Source organism: Lonsdalea britannica (genome assembly GCF_003515985.1).
GTDB classification, from domain to species: domain Bacteria; phylum Pseudomonadota; class Gammaproteobacteria; order Enterobacterales; family Enterobacteriaceae; genus Lonsdalea; species Lonsdalea britannica.
In genome coordinates, this window is record NZ_CP023009.1 from 1,523,410 (window position 1) to 1,540,645 (window position 17,236).

At 54.9% G+C, this 17,236-nt stretch carries 15 protein-coding genes; 13 read left to right on the top strand and 2 right to left on the bottom strand.

Going from position 1 to position 17,236, the window contains the following annotated elements:
* Positions 1 to 32: 32 nt before the first annotated feature.
* Both CKQ53_RS18665 and CKQ53_RS07205 read right to left on the bottom strand, forming a co-directional pair.
* Complete coding sequence (locus CKQ53_RS18665; RefSeq protein WP_244201007.1) at positions 33 to 221, bottom strand: hypothetical protein; 189 nt, start codon at positions 219 to 221, stop codon at positions 33 to 35.
* A complete protein-coding gene (locus CKQ53_RS07205; RefSeq protein WP_244201008.1) occupies positions 203 to 925 on the bottom strand; it encodes a hypothetical protein in 723 nt (240 codons plus the stop codon). The genes CKQ53_RS18665 and CKQ53_RS07205 overlap by 19 nt, the downstream gene beginning before the upstream one ends.
* Before the next feature lie 386 nt (positions 926 to 1,311).
* On the opposite strand from CKQ53_RS07205, the gene CKQ53_RS18670 reads away from it, so the two are divergent.
* The 13 genes from CKQ53_RS18670 (at position 1,312) to vasI (ending at position 17,225) form a co-directional block, all read left to right on the top strand.
* Entirely contained in the window at positions 1,312 to 1,461 is a 150-nt protein-coding gene (locus CKQ53_RS18670; RefSeq protein WP_244201009.1) for a hypothetical protein, read from the top strand.
* A gap of 1,913 nt (positions 1,462 to 3,374) precedes the next feature.
* A complete protein-coding gene (gene tssB, locus CKQ53_RS07215) occupies positions 3,375 to 3,878 on the top strand; it encodes a type VI secretion system contractile sheath small subunit (RefSeq protein WP_085652788.1) in 504 nt (167 codons plus the stop codon).
* A 30-nt stretch (positions 3,879 to 3,908) separates the two neighbouring features.
* The gene (tssC, locus tag CKQ53_RS07220; protein WP_085652789.1) at positions 3,909 to 5,387 is read left to right on the top strand and encodes a type VI secretion system contractile sheath large subunit; all 1,479 of its coding nucleotides are present in this window, start codon (positions 3,909 to 3,911) and stop codon (positions 5,385 to 5,387) included.
* A 6-nt stretch (positions 5,388 to 5,393) separates the two neighbouring features.
* Complete coding sequence (gene tssE / locus CKQ53_RS07225) at positions 5,394 to 5,828, top strand: type VI secretion system baseplate subunit TssE (RefSeq protein WP_085652790.1); 435 nt, start codon at positions 5,394 to 5,396, stop codon at positions 5,826 to 5,828.
* Between the two features lie 2 nt (positions 5,829 to 5,830).
* Positions 5,831 to 7,597, top strand: coding sequence for a type VI secretion system baseplate subunit TssF (gene tssF / locus CKQ53_RS07230; RefSeq protein ID WP_094118655.1), 1,767 nt, complete (start codon positions 5,831 to 5,833; stop codon positions 7,595 to 7,597).
* Complete coding sequence (gene tssG, locus CKQ53_RS07235; protein WP_085652808.1) at positions 7,561 to 8,559, top strand: type VI secretion system baseplate subunit TssG; 999 nt, start codon at positions 7,561 to 7,563, stop codon at positions 8,557 to 8,559. Before tssF ends, tssG begins: the two co-directional genes overlap by 37 nt.
* Before the next feature lie 2 nt (positions 8,560 to 8,561).
* Positions 8,562 to 9,800: a type VI secretion system-associated FHA domain protein TagH gene (gene tagH / locus CKQ53_RS07240; RefSeq protein WP_085652792.1), complete on the top strand. Its 1,239-nt coding sequence runs from the start codon at positions 8,562 to 8,564 to the stop codon at positions 9,798 to 9,800.
* Positions 9,800 to 10,315, top strand: a complete 516-nt coding sequence (gene tssJ / locus CKQ53_RS07245) for a type VI secretion system lipoprotein TssJ (RefSeq protein WP_026739480.1) — start codon at positions 9,800 to 9,802, stop codon at positions 10,313 to 10,315. Before tagH ends, tssJ begins: the two co-directional genes overlap by 1 nt.
* Positions 10,316 to 10,317: 2 nt before the next feature.
* Positions 10,318 to 11,652: a type VI secretion system baseplate subunit TssK gene (tssK, locus tag CKQ53_RS07250; RefSeq protein WP_085652793.1), complete on the top strand. Its 1,335-nt coding sequence runs from the start codon at positions 10,318 to 10,320 to the stop codon at positions 11,650 to 11,652.
* 18 nt (positions 11,653 to 11,670) lie between these two features.
* Positions 11,671 to 12,447, top strand: a complete 777-nt coding sequence (gene icmH / locus CKQ53_RS07255) for a type IVB secretion system protein IcmH/DotU (RefSeq protein WP_085652794.1) — start codon at positions 11,671 to 11,673, stop codon at positions 12,445 to 12,447.
* A gap of 16 nt (positions 12,448 to 12,463) precedes the next feature.
* Positions 12,464 to 15,097 (top strand): type VI secretion system ATPase TssH, encoded by a 2,634-nt coding sequence (gene tssH, locus CKQ53_RS07260; RefSeq protein ID WP_118894817.1) that lies wholly within the window; start codon positions 12,464 to 12,466, stop codon positions 15,095 to 15,097.
* Between the two features lie 2 nt (positions 15,098 to 15,099).
* Entirely contained in the window at positions 15,100 to 16,638 is a 1,539-nt protein-coding gene (locus CKQ53_RS07265) for a sigma-54 interaction domain-containing protein (RefSeq protein WP_085652796.1), read from the top strand.
* On the top strand, positions 16,638 to 17,225 hold the full coding sequence (gene vasI / locus CKQ53_RS07270) for a type VI secretion system-associated protein VasI (RefSeq protein ID WP_085652797.1): 588 nt from the start codon (positions 16,638 to 16,640) through the stop codon (positions 17,223 to 17,225). Before CKQ53_RS07265 ends, vasI begins: the two co-directional genes overlap by 1 nt.
* Positions 17,226 to 17,236: the final 11 nt, after the last annotated feature.

The window sequence follows — 17,236 nt, forward strand, 5'->3', positions numbered from 1 at the left end:
AAATACTAAACCATCGAATAAAAAATTTACTCTTACTTGTTAACATCATAAGTACCCTCAAACAACCCACCGACAGTACCACCGGAATAAGGCGAAATATTACCTATGCCAGAAATAACCTCAGATACTCCGCGCATAATGGCATCTTCACTTATTGGTTGATAATTATCAATATTAGGGTACTGTTTTTTAAACTCACTTGTCATATCAACAACAAGCATGGATTTATCCTTGCTTTTTTATCTAAATACCGCCGCAGTGATACTGGTATTGCAAAATCCTCTTCATAATCAACATTAATCTGAGAGTTAATTGTATACCCCCCACGAAAGACTTTTGTCCCTGCCACTTTAATGCCCTTTGTTGCATGGGTTGTACAGTTCACGCCTGTCACATCATATTGATCTATTGTTCTACCGTTTCGTTTAGTGCTATCCCCCATCTTTACGGTCTCTTTAACTTTGCTTCCTGAATTCCATAACCTTTCAAAGTACATCCTTGCAATAACTGGATCCGCATCTGTAATAATAAAAACCTTGGCTTCTTCTTGGTACAATTCTTCTCGATAGTATTTTCTAGCATCTTCAAATTGCAAAAAATTAAGAATACCATCACCAACAGCGCCAGCAATACCAGACCTTCGACCAAAACGGCCATAGGTAAAAACAGAAGCATTGTTATGCTCGTGAACAGATACAAAAGTGTGTCCTGTCCCCTTAATCTCCGTCCAGATAAAAACACCATTCTCTAATGGATTATGCTCTTTTTTGCATTCCTGAATCGGCTCAACCCACTCACCTTTTGGTGGCGTTAGATAAACAGGCTCATCTTTGAAATAACTTGTTGGTTTAGGCTTAATATTTTCTCGTGGGTTCTGCCACAATCCTAACCCACGGCCATACTGCATAAACTGTTCGTGTTCCACAAAATCGGCTCCATCTGATTTCTTGCTACGGAATTGTGTCACAAATGGATTATTTACTATAGCCTCCGGCTAACGAATCAGCTGTTTAGTCAGATATTCGACAGGGGCTGTCCACTGATGGAAACGGATTTGCTTGAGGCTGCGGAAAATCGTGCTATTAGCTCACTGGTAATGCCTTTAACAAAGAAAGGCGAAGTAGTGAGGGCTGTTCCCTGCGCAACTATCGCCAGCACCCAGGCTGAAAATTGATCTCGATGATGCGTAGAACGGCTGCAAGTATGCGTAATGTGGAACGTGCAGTGGATGAGTTACTGGTGCGTCATATCTACGACAACTTTTGAATTGTTAGAGAAAAAGGCGCCGACGTTACTGTTTTAAAGCGCTTTGTGCAGGAATGTATAGAGCAGGATATCCAACGTTACGGTGCTCAGTATCCTGAATTCTGCGTGTTACCTGTTGAAGAACTGAACATGGGGCTGGAAGAACTGGCGAGCAATCCTGTCTATAAGAAACGCTATCTGCAATTGGTAAACTAATGATCTTCGGTGAAAGACACGTTTCGTGGGAAGAGGCCTATGCCTGTTTTTGCATAACGACAATGGATGTGATTGATACATAGCGCCAGAGATACGCTCGATGTCGAGCATTTTACAGGTAACTCTTGCCCCGATTAGAGTTCCAAAATTAACGATTTAATGTGTTGTATCGATGTTGGTACATTATCTAAATGTTATTTTTTACTGATTTTAAATCAAAGGATTAGTCATTATGTGCGAGTCCGGATTTCGCACCATCAGTATGAAAATCAAGTCACCCCAGGGTGGCTTTTTTTATGTCCGCAATCAGCCTGTCACGTTCATCCCCAGCTGTAATAGCCATCCTCCAGCTCTGCAGTTTTGTCCGTTTGACTTACCTCTGTCGTTTTCGTCTATAAATGTTTAACTGAGGGAGTGAATAAGATGATGAGCAATGCACTTTGATGATGAGTTGACCTTCAGACTATGGTGCTGACCGACGTTGTAGCCCGTAACACTAAGCTGCGCGAGAAAGCCGCTTAGTTTGGGACGTTTTTACTGCCGAGAGGAATGACAGCCATCAGCGACTGCCTTGAATCGATCTTTTACGCTGAAACCTGTCAATCAAAACCGTCGATAAAATATTATGAATGATGTGTTGCGGGCAGTCATCGGCTACGACTCTGCTACCGGAGTGTATATCAATGCGTGCGTCACGCAGGTAAGGAGCCTGGCCTGTAGTGCGTGATGCGATGAGGCGGCGTTCACTTCGATAATCGCCATGAACGCTGGCGAATATCACGTGCTTGGCTGATCCACCCTGCTGCCCAAGCCTTATCTCCCCATATCATCTTCTCTGATGATGTGATCTTCCTATCTTCAGCCCTATAAAAACACTCCCGGACAGGCCACCCGTCATTCGACATTATCTCATCGTTTGTTTTTTACACCGTTCTGGTTTTTGTTTTTTACAGAATGGTTATTAGTCCCAAATATTTTATTTATCCAAAATTGCGAACATTTTGTGTGGCTTTATCTAATATCTTGTTCCTTAATGGTATTAAAATCGCTGACAGTCATAAGACGAGGGGTAGGGCCGCACTAAGCAATATTGTCAGCATATAATCGGTTTTCAGTGCGTTATCGAATCTTTGTTATTCTCTTGAATTTAGTGATGGAGATGTTAATGGTGTTGCGGGGGATGCCGTGTTTAATAGAATAATTAAGCCTGCGAACTCAACTGGTATTATTAGATAACAATCATCCTGTAAGGGATCGCGGTATTTGCTGGATGGGCCTCCTTCATTTTTTCATCTCATTCTGATGTTCTTTTTTGATTGATTTAGTCCTCATGCTTAAGTGAGTGATAATCCTCCAGATCCCGCTCAAAGCCGTCTAACGCTACTGTTTACGGCGCATTGTGTTCATTTTTATGGCATGTAACCTCGAGATATTAGTCGCATTGAAATAATAACCATGGTGACCGTAACGATATTAATTAAAGTTTAGAGCGCAATATTGTGGCTTTTTCTTATGTTTGAAAAACTTGGTTTTTTATTGATTTATTCCCTTTTTTGATTCTGAAAATTTTTTTATATCCATGATTTTATAGATGTTTTTATTTTATCAATACAGAATAATATTATTATTGACCACCTGTTACAGGTGTGTGTATCATCGCCTCGTCAGTATTTAGTTCTATACCGTTCAATTAACTCGAAGCTAACTGCTTTTTTACTATTTGGTAATGGATATACCAAGCGGAAGTAATATTGGTTATATCCAGTTACTTAGGTAATATCACCGGTCGATAAACGGAAAATAGTTTATTTTTCTTATCCGAACAGTGTTGTTCTAATTAATCTCGGACGTACCCTGGAAGGAATCGACCATGTGTTTTCTGGCCAGTCAGGGCCTAAACCTGGTATGCGAATATGGGAAAAGGAATTGATGGTGCATCCGTTGCACCAAAGGAACGTATTAATATCAAATATGTACCCGCAACTGGGGGACAGCAGAGCGAAATTGAACTGCCGCTGACCCTGATGGTCGTTGGTAATATGAAGGGTCGTACGGAAGAAACGCCGATTGAGGAGCGTTCCACCGTATCGATCGATAAGAACAATTTTTCTTCCGTCATGAAAGAATCCAAACTGGAACTCAATTTCAGCGTGCCTAATCGCCTGGAAGAAGAGAGCCAGGATGACCTGCCTGTAAAGCTGAACATCGAATCGCTTGCCGATTTCTCCCCCGATCGTATTGCTCAACAAGTACCTGAATTGCAGAAGCTTTTAGATCTCCGTGAAGCGCTGGTTGCGCTGAAGGGACCGCTTGGCAACATCCCAGCATTCCGTAATCGTCTGCAGGATCTGCTGGCCAGCGAAGATGCGCGGGAACAGCTGCTGAAAGAGCTGGATCTGGTGAAACCTGCTGAGTAATACGTTGGATTGACGAGAAGGGAAACAAACATGTCAGTAGTAGAAGAGAAAGTACAGGCGGGCGCAGACAGTGCCGCTCCTTCCTTGCTTGATGAGATCATGGCCCAAGCCCGGCTCACACCTGTCGATGAAGGCTATAGCGTCGCCAAGCAGGGTATCGCCGCACTGATTTCAAACATTCTGGACAGTGGCGATACCAGCGAGCCGGTCAACAAGGCGCTGGTGGATAGCATGATCGTTGAGCTGGACAAAAAGCTCAGCAAGCAGGTCGATGTGATTTTGCACGCTGAGGAAGTTCAGGAACTGGAATCCTCTTGGCGTTCGCTGAAATTGATGGTTGATCGCACTGATTTCCGTGAAAACATCAAGATTCTATTGCTCCATGCCACCAAGCAGGAGCTGCTGGACGACTTTGAGTTCGCGCCTGAAATCACCCAGTCCGGTTTCTATAAGCACGTCTACTCAAGCGGTTACGGCCAGTTCGGCGGACAGCCGATCGGCGCGGTCATCGGTGACTATGCCTTCACGCAAAGCTCTCCGGATATCAAACTGCTGCAATACACGAGCGCAGTGGGCGCAATGGCCCATTCCCCGTTTATTTCATCGGTTGATCCGACGTTCTTTGGCGTGGATAGCTTCACCGAACTGCCGACGATCAAAGACCTCAAATCCGTCTTCGAAGGTCCGGCTTACACCAAGTGGCGCTCTCTGCGCGAATCTGAAGACTCCCGTTATCTGGGCTTGACTGCACCGCGTTTCCTGGCGCGCCTGCCGTACGACCCGGTAGAAAACCCGATCAAAGGGTTTAACTACAAAGAAGATATCAGTGTCGACCACGATCACTACCTGTGGGGCAACACGGCCTATCTGATGGGAACGGCGTTGACGGACAGCTTCGCGAAATATCGCTGGTGCCCGAACATCATCGGTCCGCAGAGTGGTGGCGCGATCACCGACCTGCCGGTACACGTTTATGAAGCGATGGGTCAGCTGCAGGCCAAGATCCCGACGGAAGTTCTGATCACCGATCGTCGCGAATACGAAATGGCAGAGGAAGGCTTCATCACTCTGACCATGCGTAAAGACAGTGATAATGCTGCATTTTTCTCTGCCAATTCGGTGCAAAAACCGAAGGTGTTCCCGAACACCAAAGAAGGGAAAGACGCGGAAACAAATTACAAATTGGGCACACAGCTCCCATACATGTTCATTATCAACCGTCTTGCTCACTACATCAAAGTGCTGCAGCGCGAACAGATTGGTTCCTGGAAAGAACGTCAGGATCTGGAACGTGAACTGAACGGCTGGATCAAACAGTACGTTGCCGATCAGGAAAACCCGCCGGCAGACGTTCGTAGCCGTCGCCCGCTGCGTGCCGCTCAGATCAAGGTTCTGGATGTTGAAGGTGAACCGGGTTGGTACCAGGTCGCGATGTCCGTACGTCCTCATTTCAAGTACATGGGGGCGAATTTTGAACTGTCGTTGGTGGGACGTTTGGACAAGGAATAATACCTGATGGCCTCTCTCTCTTCGTGGGATAGAGGGAGTGCCGCCAGCCTGTTCGATCGTATCCGGGGCGAAGAACGTCGCAGTTCTTCGCCTCAGGACGAGCTGGAGTGCCTGGTCGAGTCGGTGAAACGCAAACTCGACCAGGTGCTCAATACGCGTCCGGGAAGTTGTCGCAGTGCGCCTGATCTCGGCGTCATTGATTTTAATGACGCGACGCAGGGCGGAGCAGATATACGTGGTCGGATACGTGAGGCGATACGGCAATGCATTTGCCAGTACGAACCGCGCATTGTTCACGTCGAAGTCAGTTCCAACGACTATCAATCTAGCCCGCTCGAAATGGCGTTTCAGGTGACAGCACACGTACGGTTGGAACAGTTGGAGCAGGTCACTTCCTTCAATATCCATATGGACAGTCACCGACATTATAGAATGACGTAACTATGCTTCTGGAACACTACTTCAGGGATGAAATAGCTTACCTGCGTCTGCAAGGACGCCAGTTTGCCGATGCCCACCCTGAACTTACCCGTTTTCTATCAGAACAAACCACCGATCCGGACGTCGAGAGGCTGCTGGAGGGGTTTGCGTTTCTGACGGGAAGTTTGCGGGCAAAAATTGAGGATGAATTTCCTGAATTGACCCACGGGCTGCTGGGCATGCTTTGGCCGAACTATCTCCGTCCGGTTCCCAGCATGACCATCATGCAGTTCTCAGTGATCCCTGGAGCCATTGCGCGACCAGCCTTAATCAGCCGCGGCTGTATGCTGGATAGCCAGCCGGTCGACGACGTCGTATGCCATTTCCAGACCTGTCATGACGCCTGGGTGTATCCCGCGGATATCCGCGACATCAGCGTACAAAGCGGTAACGACCTCTCCAAAATCAGCCTGGACTTCAATCTGCATGGGCCGATGCTGCTCAACGAATTGCAGTTGGACAAGCTGCGTTTTTATCTGGGAGGCGACAGCTATACCGCCTACGAGCTCTATTTCTGGCTCTCCAGCAAGCTCTCCCACATCGAGCTTGAAATCGATGGGAAACGATTCAGACAAGAAGCCAGTACGTTAAAAACGATCGGCTTCGAACGGGAAGACGCACTGCTGCCTTACCCGAGCAACGTCTACTCCGGCTACCGTATTCTGCAGGAATTTTTCTGCTTCCCGGAAAGCTTCCTGTTCTTCCAGCTTTCCGGCGCCGACTGGCCGAACCAGCCGCTGTCGGTCACTGATTTCAAAATTCACTTCTGCTTTGCCTGCCCGCTGCCTGCGGAACTCAAAATCCGTCCTGACTCTTTCATGCTGAACTGCGTACCGGCGATCAACCTGTTCCAGCATGACAGCGAGCCGATCAACCTCAACGGCCGCCAGACGGAATATCCGCTCAAGGCCAGTTACCGACATGCGGACGCCTACGAGATTTTCTCGGTGGACAAAGTCGAAGGGTGGATCGAAGGACATATGGGGCGCACGCGCGGCGAGCCGCGTCAGTATCAGCCGTTTGAAAGCTTCCAGCATCAGATTGAGCGCGCGAAGGGCCGTCTGGCCCTGTACTACCGCACCCGTGTGCGCGAAGCGGTCAGCGGCGACGGTTTCGAACATGCGCTGTCGTTTGTGCGCGGCGATGAAACCGAAGCGGTCGATATGGATGAATCCATATCGGTCTCGCTGACCTGTACCAACCGCTCCAAAGCATCGCAGCTGCCTGTCGGCGCGGTCTGCAAGACAACCGGCAGCTCGCCGTCGTTCGCGACGTTCAGAAATATTATCCGTCCAACCCGGCCGCTGCGTCCCGCGTTGGACGGCAGCCTGCACTGGACGCTGATCTCCAACCTGTCGCTGAACTATGTCTCGCTGCTGCGCCGCGATGCGCTGGTGCAGATCTTGCGGACGTATGACTTCCCGGCATTGCACGATAAACAGGCGGAGCAGGCGTCTCGTAAGCGTCTGGCCGGGATCGAGTCGATTGAAACCACGCCGATAGACCGGCTGATCCGCGGCATGCCGGTGCGTGGACTGAAGTCGGTGCTGTCCGTGTATCAGTCCGCCTTTGCCAGCGAGGGCGAGCTGTATCTGTTCGGCACCGTACTGGCGCATTTCTTCTCGCTTTACGCCAGTGTCAACGCCTTCCATCTATTGGAAATCATCAACCTTGATAACAAGGAGCGCTACAAATGGCCAGTCCAGATAGGTCAGCACTCCATGATGTGATGTTTCGGGATGATGCGCCGCGCTTCAATTTTTTCCAGCTGGTTGAACTCGTCAACCAGCTGGAGGGCGTGGATCAGGAACGGGGGCTGGACTACCGCCCCGAGCAGGAACGCATACGGTTCAAATCCACCGCGTCCCTGGGGTTCCACAGCAGCGATATACAAGGCATTACGCAGGACGAAACGCAGGGCCATGTACTGGAAGTCGCCTTCATGGGGCTGCATGGCAGCCAGTCGCCGATGCCCGGCTACTATCTGGACGATCTGGCCTGGGAGTATGCGCAGGGTGAACAGAAACTGGGCGCGTTTCTGGATTTCTTCCACCACCGCCTGCTGACGCTGCTGCACCGTATCTGGCGGAAATACCGCTACCACGTCCGTTTTCAGGACGAAGGGGAAGACGGCTTTTCGCGGCTGATGTTCGCGCTGGTGGGGCTGGGCAATGACGCGGTACGCGAAAGCCTGCCTGTCAACCGGGCAAAAATGCTGTCGTACGCGGGGATGCTGGCGAGCCCGAGTCGCTCGCCGGAAGTGGTGGCTGGTCTGGTCGCGCACTGTTTCGATCTGGAGATGGTCGATGTCATCGCCTGGCAGGCGCGCAAAGTGCCGATTCACGCGGATCAGCAAAATCGGTTGGGAATGGCCAACTCCATGATGGGCAATGACTTCGTCATTGGCGACAAGGTTAACGACTGCGCGGGCAAATTTTTGCTGAAAATCAGCAATCTGAGCTTCGCGCAGTTTTTGCAGTTTCTGCCTAACGGCGAGCATTTTCAGCCACTGGTGCGCTTCGTGTCTTTCATCCTGCGCGACCAGTGCGCGTGGGACTTGCGGTTGGGGTTTGGTTTGGGAGAAGCGAAAGGGCTTCGCCTGGGGCATGAGCAGAGCGCTCGTTTGGGATGGAGCAGCTTTCTCGGCGAGCCGCCGAGCGAGCCTGATGTGACTATTTGCGTGCAGGAGTAATCGTGAACGAACTCAATCAACAACTTTCTCTGGTTGTGCTGAACAGTGAGCAGCTGGAAGGCAACTCCCAGGTTCAATACCAGTTTCATCAAGGCGGCGGCACGCTGGGCTCCTCGGAGCAGGATAGTTGGAAACTGAAAGATCGGCTGGGCGCGGTGCTGCCTGAACATGCGCGCATTGAAGTCCATGACGGACGCTTCTGCCTGTGCGATCTCAGCGGCCAGACCTTTATCAATGGCGCGACGTCGCCCATTGGACGCTCAAGAAAAGTCTTTTTGGATCAGGGCGACGAACTGACGGTCGGGCCGTTCCGGCTGCGGGTATATCTGGGCAAAGTCAGCGCGGAACCGGAACTGGCGCAGATCATCGGTAATCGCTCGGAGAATGAGCTGGATGACTGGCTCGCTCAGGAAAAGGCCGCCGAAAATACCGAACAGACGTCTTCGCCGTCTCCGGCCAGCGATCCGCTGCTGGCGTTGCAGCAGGAGCAAACCGGCGCAAACGCATTCCTTACTCAGGAGACGCGGGGAACACCCGAATTCTCCACCACGACTCGTGTTTCATCTACTTCTTCTTCAGCCGCTGAGGGCACCATGGACCAGGAATTTCTCGAGCTACCCGCTATTCAAGACCGTTTTGATTCGCTGACCGGTGGCGACAACATCGATCAAAACGCGCTGGCCCCGCTGATGCGAGGCCTCGGTCAGACGTTGAACATCGGCAACAATCAGCATCTCAGCAACTTCCTGGAAGAAATGGGAAAAACGCTGCGCGCCATGATTGAAGGACTGTTGAAGCTGCAGGCCGATCAGGCGGCGCTGTCGGACAAACATCTGCGTCCGATTGAAGATAACCCGCTGCGCCTGAGTCTGGACTACCACGACACGCTGGCGCTGCTGTTCGCCGAGGAGAAAAGCCCGGTGCACCTGTCCGCGCCGGCCGCCGTCGACGAGGTCCTGCGCAACGTGCGTATTCACCACGTCGCCAACCAGCAGGCCATCGCGACCGCGCTGGACAGCATTTTGCAGGCGTTCTCGCCTGACGTTCTGCTCAAACGCTTCGAACATTATCGCCGTTCCGGCGAGCAAAACCCGATGGATGACGGTTGGGCCTGGTCTATGTATCAGCACTACTTCCGCGAACTGACGTCCGAACGCCAGCAGGGATTCCAGAAGCTGTTCCAGCAGGTGTATTCCCAGGCCTACGACCGCGTCGTCCGTGAGCAACAGGAGTTAATCTGATGCTGCGGACATTCTTGCTTTCCGGGGTATTACTGCTGCTTTCAGGCTGTACCACAATGGGCAAGATGGCTGACGTTGCGATGAACCCGGATATTCAGGTGGGGAGCAACGATAGCCAGCCCTCAACCGCCGGGTTCAGCCTGCTTGCCGAGCCGGACGTGAACCCCAACGAGAGTGGGGAAGCGGCGCCGATTGAGTTCCAGATCGTCATGCTGTCGGAGGACTCCAAGCTGCTGGCGACGGACTACGACCAGGTGACGGCCGATCTGGAAAAATCGCTGGGCAAGAATTACATCGACCACCAGGACTACACCCTGCTGCCGGGGCAGTTCAAGTATCTGCCGCCGGTCAAGCTGGATGAAAAGATCCGTTATATCGGCGTCGTTGCTCGCTATGCCGATCCCGACAGCGCCGAATGGCGCAAGGTCATCAAAGTGAAAAATACCGGACGGGCCTATCAGATTCTCGTGCATCTGCGTCTGGATGAAGTCGAACTCCAAAAAGAAGAAGAATAGCTATGTCGAGCCGAAATCGGATTATTTGGCGTGAAGGTTTATTCATCAAACCTCAGCATTTTCAACAGCAGCAAAGGCATACGGATTACACCCTGCATGCTCGCCTGAGCGCGATGGGCGATTTTTTCTATGGCCTACAGTCGCTGACCATCAACGAAGAGTATCTGAACTTCGGGCGTATCGCGCTGGTGTCCGCCACCGGGATTATGCCGGACGGCACCGTCTTTAATATTCCGAGCGATGATGCGTTGCCGCAGCCGCTGGAGATCACCGATGCGTCGGTCGTCAACCAGAAGGTCTATCTGGCGATCCCGCTGTCCGTCAGCGGCGTGAGCGAGGTGAACCACGGCGGTCAACAGGTCGCGACGCGTCTGCATGCGCACCGCCACGACGTGCGCGATCTGCACAGCGAAGGCGGCGATGTGGTGTCGCTGGAAGTGGGGCAGGTCAGCCTGCGCCTGATGCTGGAACGCGACGACCGCAGCGCCTACGCCTCGCTGGCTATCGCCCAGATTCTGGATAAACGTCCGGACGGCGGCCTGGTGCTAGACCCGAACTTCATGCCGTGCAGCATCAGCATCTCCGCGATCCCGACGCTCAAACGCTTTCTCGGCGAGTCCGCCGGGCTGGTGGCCGAGCGCGCCCGCAGTCTGGCGCAGCGCATCGCCGCGCCGGGACAGCAGGGCGTCGCCGACGTCGCCGAATTCATGATGTTGCAGTTGCTCAACCGTGCGCAGCCGCTGCTGTCGCATCTGGCGCGAATGGGCACGCTGCATCCGGAGCGTCTGCATGAAGCGCTGGTACAGGTCTGCGGCGAACTGATGACGTTCACGGACGAATCCCGCCTGCCGCCGGAATTTCCCGCCTATCGCCACGATGACCAGCAGAGCAGCTTTGAGCCGCTGATGATGGCGTTCCGTCAGGCGCTGAGCACCGTGCTGTCGCCGCGCGCCGTTTCGCTACAGCTGCGTAAGCATCAGTACGGCGTGATGATCGCGATGGTCGGCGACAGCGAGCTGATGGCCAGCGCCGACTTCGTCCTGGCGGTACGCGCCAGAATGCCGCAGGAGCAGCTGCGCAAACAGCTGTTGCAGCAGACCAAAGTGGCGTCCAGCGACAAGATCCGCGAACTGATCAGCCTGCAGCTGCCGGGCGTGCCGCTGCTGCCGCTGCCGGTCGCGCCGCGTCAGCTGCCTTACCACGCCGGCTACAGCTATTTCCAGCTGGATCGGCAGAGCGCCGCCTGGCAGATGCTGGTGGGCGACAACACGCTGGCGTTTCATATTGCCGGGGATTTCCCGGATCTGGATATGCAGCTTTGGGCTATTCGTAGCTAATTACCGGGGAAGAGCTAGATGACGATCGATGTTATCCGCAATGAGCTGCTGGGCGACCTACTGTACGACCACGCCCAACAGCTGGATATGGACTCAGACTATTGGTTTCGGCTACGCGGCCAGAGCATCAACCCCATGATTGACGCCGTGACGCCGCTGCTGGGCATGGTGGAACGCGTGCGACATCTGTCGGCGTACGACCAGGTGCCCGAGCTGTATCAGAAAGTGGTGTCGGAAATTCAGGCTATCGAGCAGGAACTGATCACGCACGGCTATGAAAACGGCGTCATTTTGTCGTTTCGCTACATTCTCTGCACCTATATCGATGAGGCCGTCATGGGCCGCGAGTGGGGCAGCCAGAGCGTATGGTCGGAACATTCCCTGCTGACCCGTTTCCACAACGAAACCTGGGGCGGAGAGAAGGTGTTTGTGCTGCTTGGCAAGCTACAAACCGATCCGGTCCATTATCGGGACATTCTGGAGTTCATCTATCTCTGTCTGTGCCTGGGATTCGAGGGCCGCTACCGCGTAATGACGCAGGGCCGCGACGAATTCGAAGCGATTGTTCGCAAACTGCACAAAATTCTGCATCCGGAACCGACAGAAACGCCGTCCGTATTCCATCTCGATCTGGGCCAGCAGGCGTCCGGCTACCGGATGCGCAGGCAGATTTCGCTCTTCACGCTGTTCCTATGCGTCAGCGGGGTGTTAGCGGCGATCTTCGGTCTTTATCACTATCAACTCAGCAATCAGACCCAGGACGTGCTTCGTCAGCTGGGGGAATTATTACAATAAGATAGGAGATCACACGTTGATTCGAATAGAACTGCCGGTGTTGGTTGAACGGCTCAATCCGATTTGTCGACACATGCTGGAAGAGGCTGCGGCCCTGTGTGTGAATTGCCAGGGCGCGGAAATCCGGGTCGAGCACCTGCTGCTGAAAATGTTGGACACGCCGCTCAGCGATATGCGCCAGATCCTCAAGCGCGCCGAGGTGGATGTGGATGAGCTGACGCAGCTGCTCCAGCCGTCCGGCGTCGATAAAGAGTACGATCAGGGCTATCCCTCGTTCTCGCCGCTGCTGATTGAGTGGCTGCAGGACAGCTGGCTGCTGGCGTCCGCCGAGATGCAACACGCGACGCTGCGCAGCGGCGTGCTGCTGCTGGTCCTGCTGATGACCCCCAATCGCTACCTCGCCGGTGCGGTCACGCGATCGCTGGCGAAGGTCAACCGGGAACTGCTGCGTCAGCAGTTCGACGAGTGGGTGAAAGACTCTGCGGAAACGGACGTGTCGTCGACGACCGGCGGCACCGCGGGAGGCGCGGCATCTGCGCCTCAGGGTGATGCGTCGCTGCTGGCTCGCTTTACCGACAACGTCACCGAACAGGCCCGCGCGGGCAAACTGGACCCGGTGCTGTGCCGCGATAAAGAGATCGATCTGATGATCGATATCCTGTCGCGCCGTCGCAAAAACAACCCCATCGTGGTGGGGGAAGCGGGCGTCGGTAAAAGCGCGCTGATCGAAGGTCTGGCGCTGCGCATCGTGGCGGATCAGGTGCCTGAGAAAATGCGCAACGTCGAGCTGCTATCGCTGGATTTAGGCGCGATGCAGGCGGGCGCCGCCGTGAAAGGCGAGTTCGAAAAACGATTCAAAGGCGTGATGCAGGAGGTGAAAACCTCGCCTCAGCCGATCATTCTGTTCATTGACGAAGCTCACACGCTGATCGGCGCGGGCAATCAGGCGGGCGGGCTGGACGTGTCCAACCTGATCAAACCGGCGCTGGCGCGCGGCGAACTGCGCACCATCGCGGCAACGACCTGGAGCGAATACAAAAAATACGTCGAAAAGGACGCCGCGCTGTCGCGCCGTTTCCAGATGGTCAAAGTGGGCGAGCCGAACGCGGAAGAAGCCACCGTGATCCTGCGCGGTCTGCGCAGCATTTATGAGAAAGCGCACGGCGTTCTGATCGACGAAGCGGCGCTGCATGCCGCCGCTCAGCTGTCTGAGCGCTATATCTCGGGTCGTCAGCTGCCGGATAAAGCCATCGACGTGCTGGATACCGCCTGCGCGCGCGTCGCCATCAACCTGACCACGCCGCCGCGCGCTATCAGCCATTTGCAGAATCAGTTGCACCAGCGCGAGCAGGAAATTCTTCAGCTTGAGCGGCAGACCCGTATCGGTCTGGGCGACAACGCAGAGCGACTGGCGTCGCTGCGCGAGGCTCAACAGGACGATGAAGCGTCGCTGACTGCGGCGAATACCGACTGGCAAGCTCAGCAGGCGTTGGTGAGTCAGGTGATCGAACTGCGCGCGGCGCTGTTGGCCGACGAGCTGGCGGATGAAGTGACGCTGGGCGAGGAAACCCTGTCGCTGGCGGATGCCGCGCAGCGTCTGGCCGAGCGCGAACAGGCGCTGGCCGCCTTGCAGGAAGACGCCATTCTGGTCTCCGCGCATGTCGATAAATCACAGGTCGCCGCCGTGATCGCCGAATGGACCGGCGTACCGCTGAACCGTATTTCGCAGGGCGAACTGGATGTCGTCACCCAGCTGCCGACGCACCTCGGCGCGAATATCAAAGGGCAGGATCTGGCCATTGCCCAGTTGCACAAACATCTGCTGACCGCGCGTGCGGATTTGCGTCGTCCCGGCCGTCCGCTGGGCGCGTTCCTGTTGGTCGGCCCGAGCGGCGTCGGCAAGACCGAAACCGTCTTGCAGATCGCCGACCTCATGTTCGGCGGGCGCAACTATCTGACCACCATCAACATGTCGGAATATCAGGAGAAACACACCGTGTCTCGCCTGATCGGCTCGCCTCCGGGCTACGTTGGCTTCGGCGAAGGCGGCATTCTGACGGAAGCCATCCGCCAGAAACCGTACTCGGTCGTGCTGCTGGACGAAGTCGAAAAAGCGCATCCTGACGTGTTGAACCTGTTCTATCAGGCCTTCGACAAAGGGGAGCTGGCGGATGGCGAAGGTCGGCTGATCGACTGTAAGAACGTCGTCTTCTTCCTGACGTCCAACCTGGGCTTCCAGACCATCGTGGATTACGCCGACCGGCAGGACGATCTGCTGGATGCGCTCTATCCCGAACTGGCGGGCTTCTTCAAACCGGCGCTGCTGGCGCGTATGGAAGTCATTCCTTACCTGCCGCTGGCGCAGGATACGCTGGTCGATATCGTCCACGGCAAGCTGTCGCGTCTGGTCAATCTGCTGAAAGCGCGCTTCGGCGCCGACGTGGTGATCGACGACGACGTGCCGGTAGAGATCTTGCGGTTGGCTAACCGCAGCGAAAACGGCGCGCGCATGCTGGAGTCCGTGATCGACGGTCACCTGTTGCCGCCGGTATCGTTGCAACTGCTGCAACGTATCTCCGCAGGCGATGCCATTGCGCGCATCCGCTTCAGCGTGAATGACGGCCAGTTTGTTTCAGAGGTGGAGGGCTGACTATGCAGCAAGCCCTCGAATTCGCGCTTTCGCTGACCCGGCCTCGCGATGAGGCCGAACTCTGCGACTGGTTGCTGGAGACCCTGCGGGATCGCTGGCAGCCGAGCGGCGCTCTTCTGGGATTGGTGGATATCAGCGGGCGGCAGTTAACCTGCGAGGGATGGATTCACGGCAAACCGGTGTCGTTGACGCTGGATGTCGGTGACTTCAGCCATCCCCTGGCCTACGTGCTGCACAAAAACCAGGTGAGAACCTGGGACTCTCTGTATGGCGGCGCGCGCGTCGAGCACGCGGCGTTTCGCGGACTGCTGGCGGAAGCCGGGGCGCAGTGCGGTCTGCACGCCTTGCCGGTCAACGGCGAGAACGGCAAATCCGTCGGCGTTCTGGCGCTGTTCGACAGCGGCGCCAGGCTGCGGGAGTGGCATGAGAAAGATGAACTGCCGCTGCTGGCGCGCATTTTCACGCATCAGCTTGCTCTGTTGCGGGATTTGGGCCGCAGCCGCCGCGAGCAGACCGTGCTGCGCGACTCACTGCGTCAGATCAAAGGGGAAGGGGAGCTTCAGCGACAGCAAGATAAGCTGCTGGAAACCTCGCTTATTGGTCAGTCGACGGCGATCCGACGGCTGCATCAGCAGATTGCTCAGGCCGCGCATCACCATCTGTCGGTGCTGATCCAGGGCGAAACCGGCGCGGGTAAAGATGTGGTGGCGCGTCTGCTGCATCAGTGTTCGGTTCGCGCTGACAAACCGTTTATCGCTATCAACTGCGCCGCGATCCCCGAAAATCTGATTGAAAGCGAGCTGTTCGGCTACCAGAAAGGGGCTTTTTCCGGCGCGCAGAGTAATAAAGACGGGTTGGTGGCGCAGGCCAACGGCGGGACGCTGTTCCTGGATGAGGTCGGCGACATGCCGATGATCATGCAGGCCAAGCTGCTGCGCGTGCTGGAAACGCATGCCTTCCGGCCGCTGGGCGGCGATAAAGAGTGCCACTCCGACTTTCGCATCATTGCGGCGACGCATCAGCCGCTGGAGCAGTATGTCAGCGAAGGGCGCTTTCGGCAGGATCTGTATCACCGCCTCTGCCAGTGCGCGATCCAGGTTTCTCCGCTGCGGGAACGGCCGGATGACATCGCGCTGCTCTGCGATCATTTCATTGCGCAGTTCGGTCGTCAGGAAGGCAAAACGTTCAGCGCGCTGCCGCGCATCGTTCTCAAACACCTGATCGATTATGACTTCCCCGGCAACGTTCGCGAACTCAAGAACCTGCTGGAAGTCGCCTGCGCCAATACCCCGGCGGGACAGGCAATTACGCTGGACGTGTTGCCCCCGGAGCTGAAAACGCGCCTCGACAACGCGCGCATCGTGTTGGAAGACGGCTACAACCATATCCGGGATTTGCGTCTGGCTACGCAGCAGTATGAAGCGGCGGTGATCGCCGAGCGTATGCGCTATTTCCAGGGAAATCGCTTACTGGTAGCGGAAAGTCTCAACATTCCAAAGCGGACGTTGGACCACAAGTGCCAGAAGCTGGAGGTGAATTGATGAGTATTTTATCCCTGTTGCCGCTGCTGGTGTCGGCGACGACCGCGCCCGATCCCCACTGGGAGCGGTTGTTGCAGCAGTGCAGTCAGGAAACCGTGCCGCAGGTGAGGTTGGCCTGCTACGACGCCATCGGCAGAACGTCGGCCCCGTCTTCCGGCGCGTCTGAGCGTCCGGCGGCGGACTGGCACACTCTTGGCGCGAATAACGCGGGTCGCGACGGGTTTGTTCTGAATCGTGACGAGGCCTCGGACAGTCAGACGCTGACGCGCCGCGCCGTTGAGGGCGGCACGTTGACCATCTCCTGCTCCAGCGCCATTACGCATTTGCGCTTACAGCTCGATAACGCGTGGCCGGGAGAGCAAATTCAGGCGCGCATCGACGGCGAACCGACGGCGGACAACTGGTTTGTCCGCAACCGTGGGATGCTGCTGGAGTTCGGTCGCGGTCTGCCTGCCATCGAAGAGCTTAAACGCTGGATCGGCCATCGCGAGCTGCTGTTGTCGGACGATCGCGGCAGAACGGTGCAGGTCGATCTCTCCGGTCTGGGCGACGCCCTGAAGCCGCTACGTCAGCAATGTCGGTGGTAGGAGAACAGGTC

Bases quoted from the DNA above. Each gene is read 5' to 3' on its own strand.
- vasI (WP_085652797.1), top strand. From the start codon at position 16,638: ATGAGTATTTTATCCCTGTTGCCGCTGCTGGTGTCGGCGACGACCGCG.
- tssB (WP_085652788.1), top strand. From the start codon at position 3,375: ATGGGAAAAGGAATTGATGGTGCATCCGTTGCACCAAAGGAACGTATT.
- tssJ (WP_026739480.1), top strand. From the start codon at position 9,800: ATGCTGCGGACATTCTTGCTTTCCGGGGTATTACTGCTGCTTTCAGGC.
- tssF (WP_094118655.1), top strand. From the start codon at position 5,831: ATGCTTCTGGAACACTACTTCAGGGATGAAATAGCTTACCTGCGTCTG.
- tssG (WP_085652808.1), top strand. From the start codon at position 7,561: ATGGCCAGTCCAGATAGGTCAGCACTCCATGATGTGATGTTTCGGGAT.
- tssE (WP_085652790.1), top strand. From the start codon at position 5,394: ATGGCCTCTCTCTCTTCGTGGGATAGAGGGAGTGCCGCCAGCCTGTTC.
- CKQ53_RS18665 (WP_244201007.1), bottom strand. From the start codon at position 221: ATGCTTGTTGTTGATATGACAAGTGAGTTTAAAAAACAGTACCCTAAT.
- CKQ53_RS07265 (WP_085652796.1), top strand. From the start codon at position 15,100: ATGCAGCAAGCCCTCGAATTCGCGCTTTCGCTGACCCGGCCTCGCGAT.
- tssK (WP_085652793.1), top strand. From the start codon at position 10,318: ATGTCGAGCCGAAATCGGATTATTTGGCGTGAAGGTTTATTCATCAAA.
- tssC (WP_085652789.1), top strand. From the start codon at position 3,909: ATGTCAGTAGTAGAAGAGAAAGTACAGGCGGGCGCAGACAGTGCCGCT.
- icmH (WP_085652794.1), top strand. From the start codon at position 11,671: ATGACGATCGATGTTATCCGCAATGAGCTGCTGGGCGACCTACTGTAC.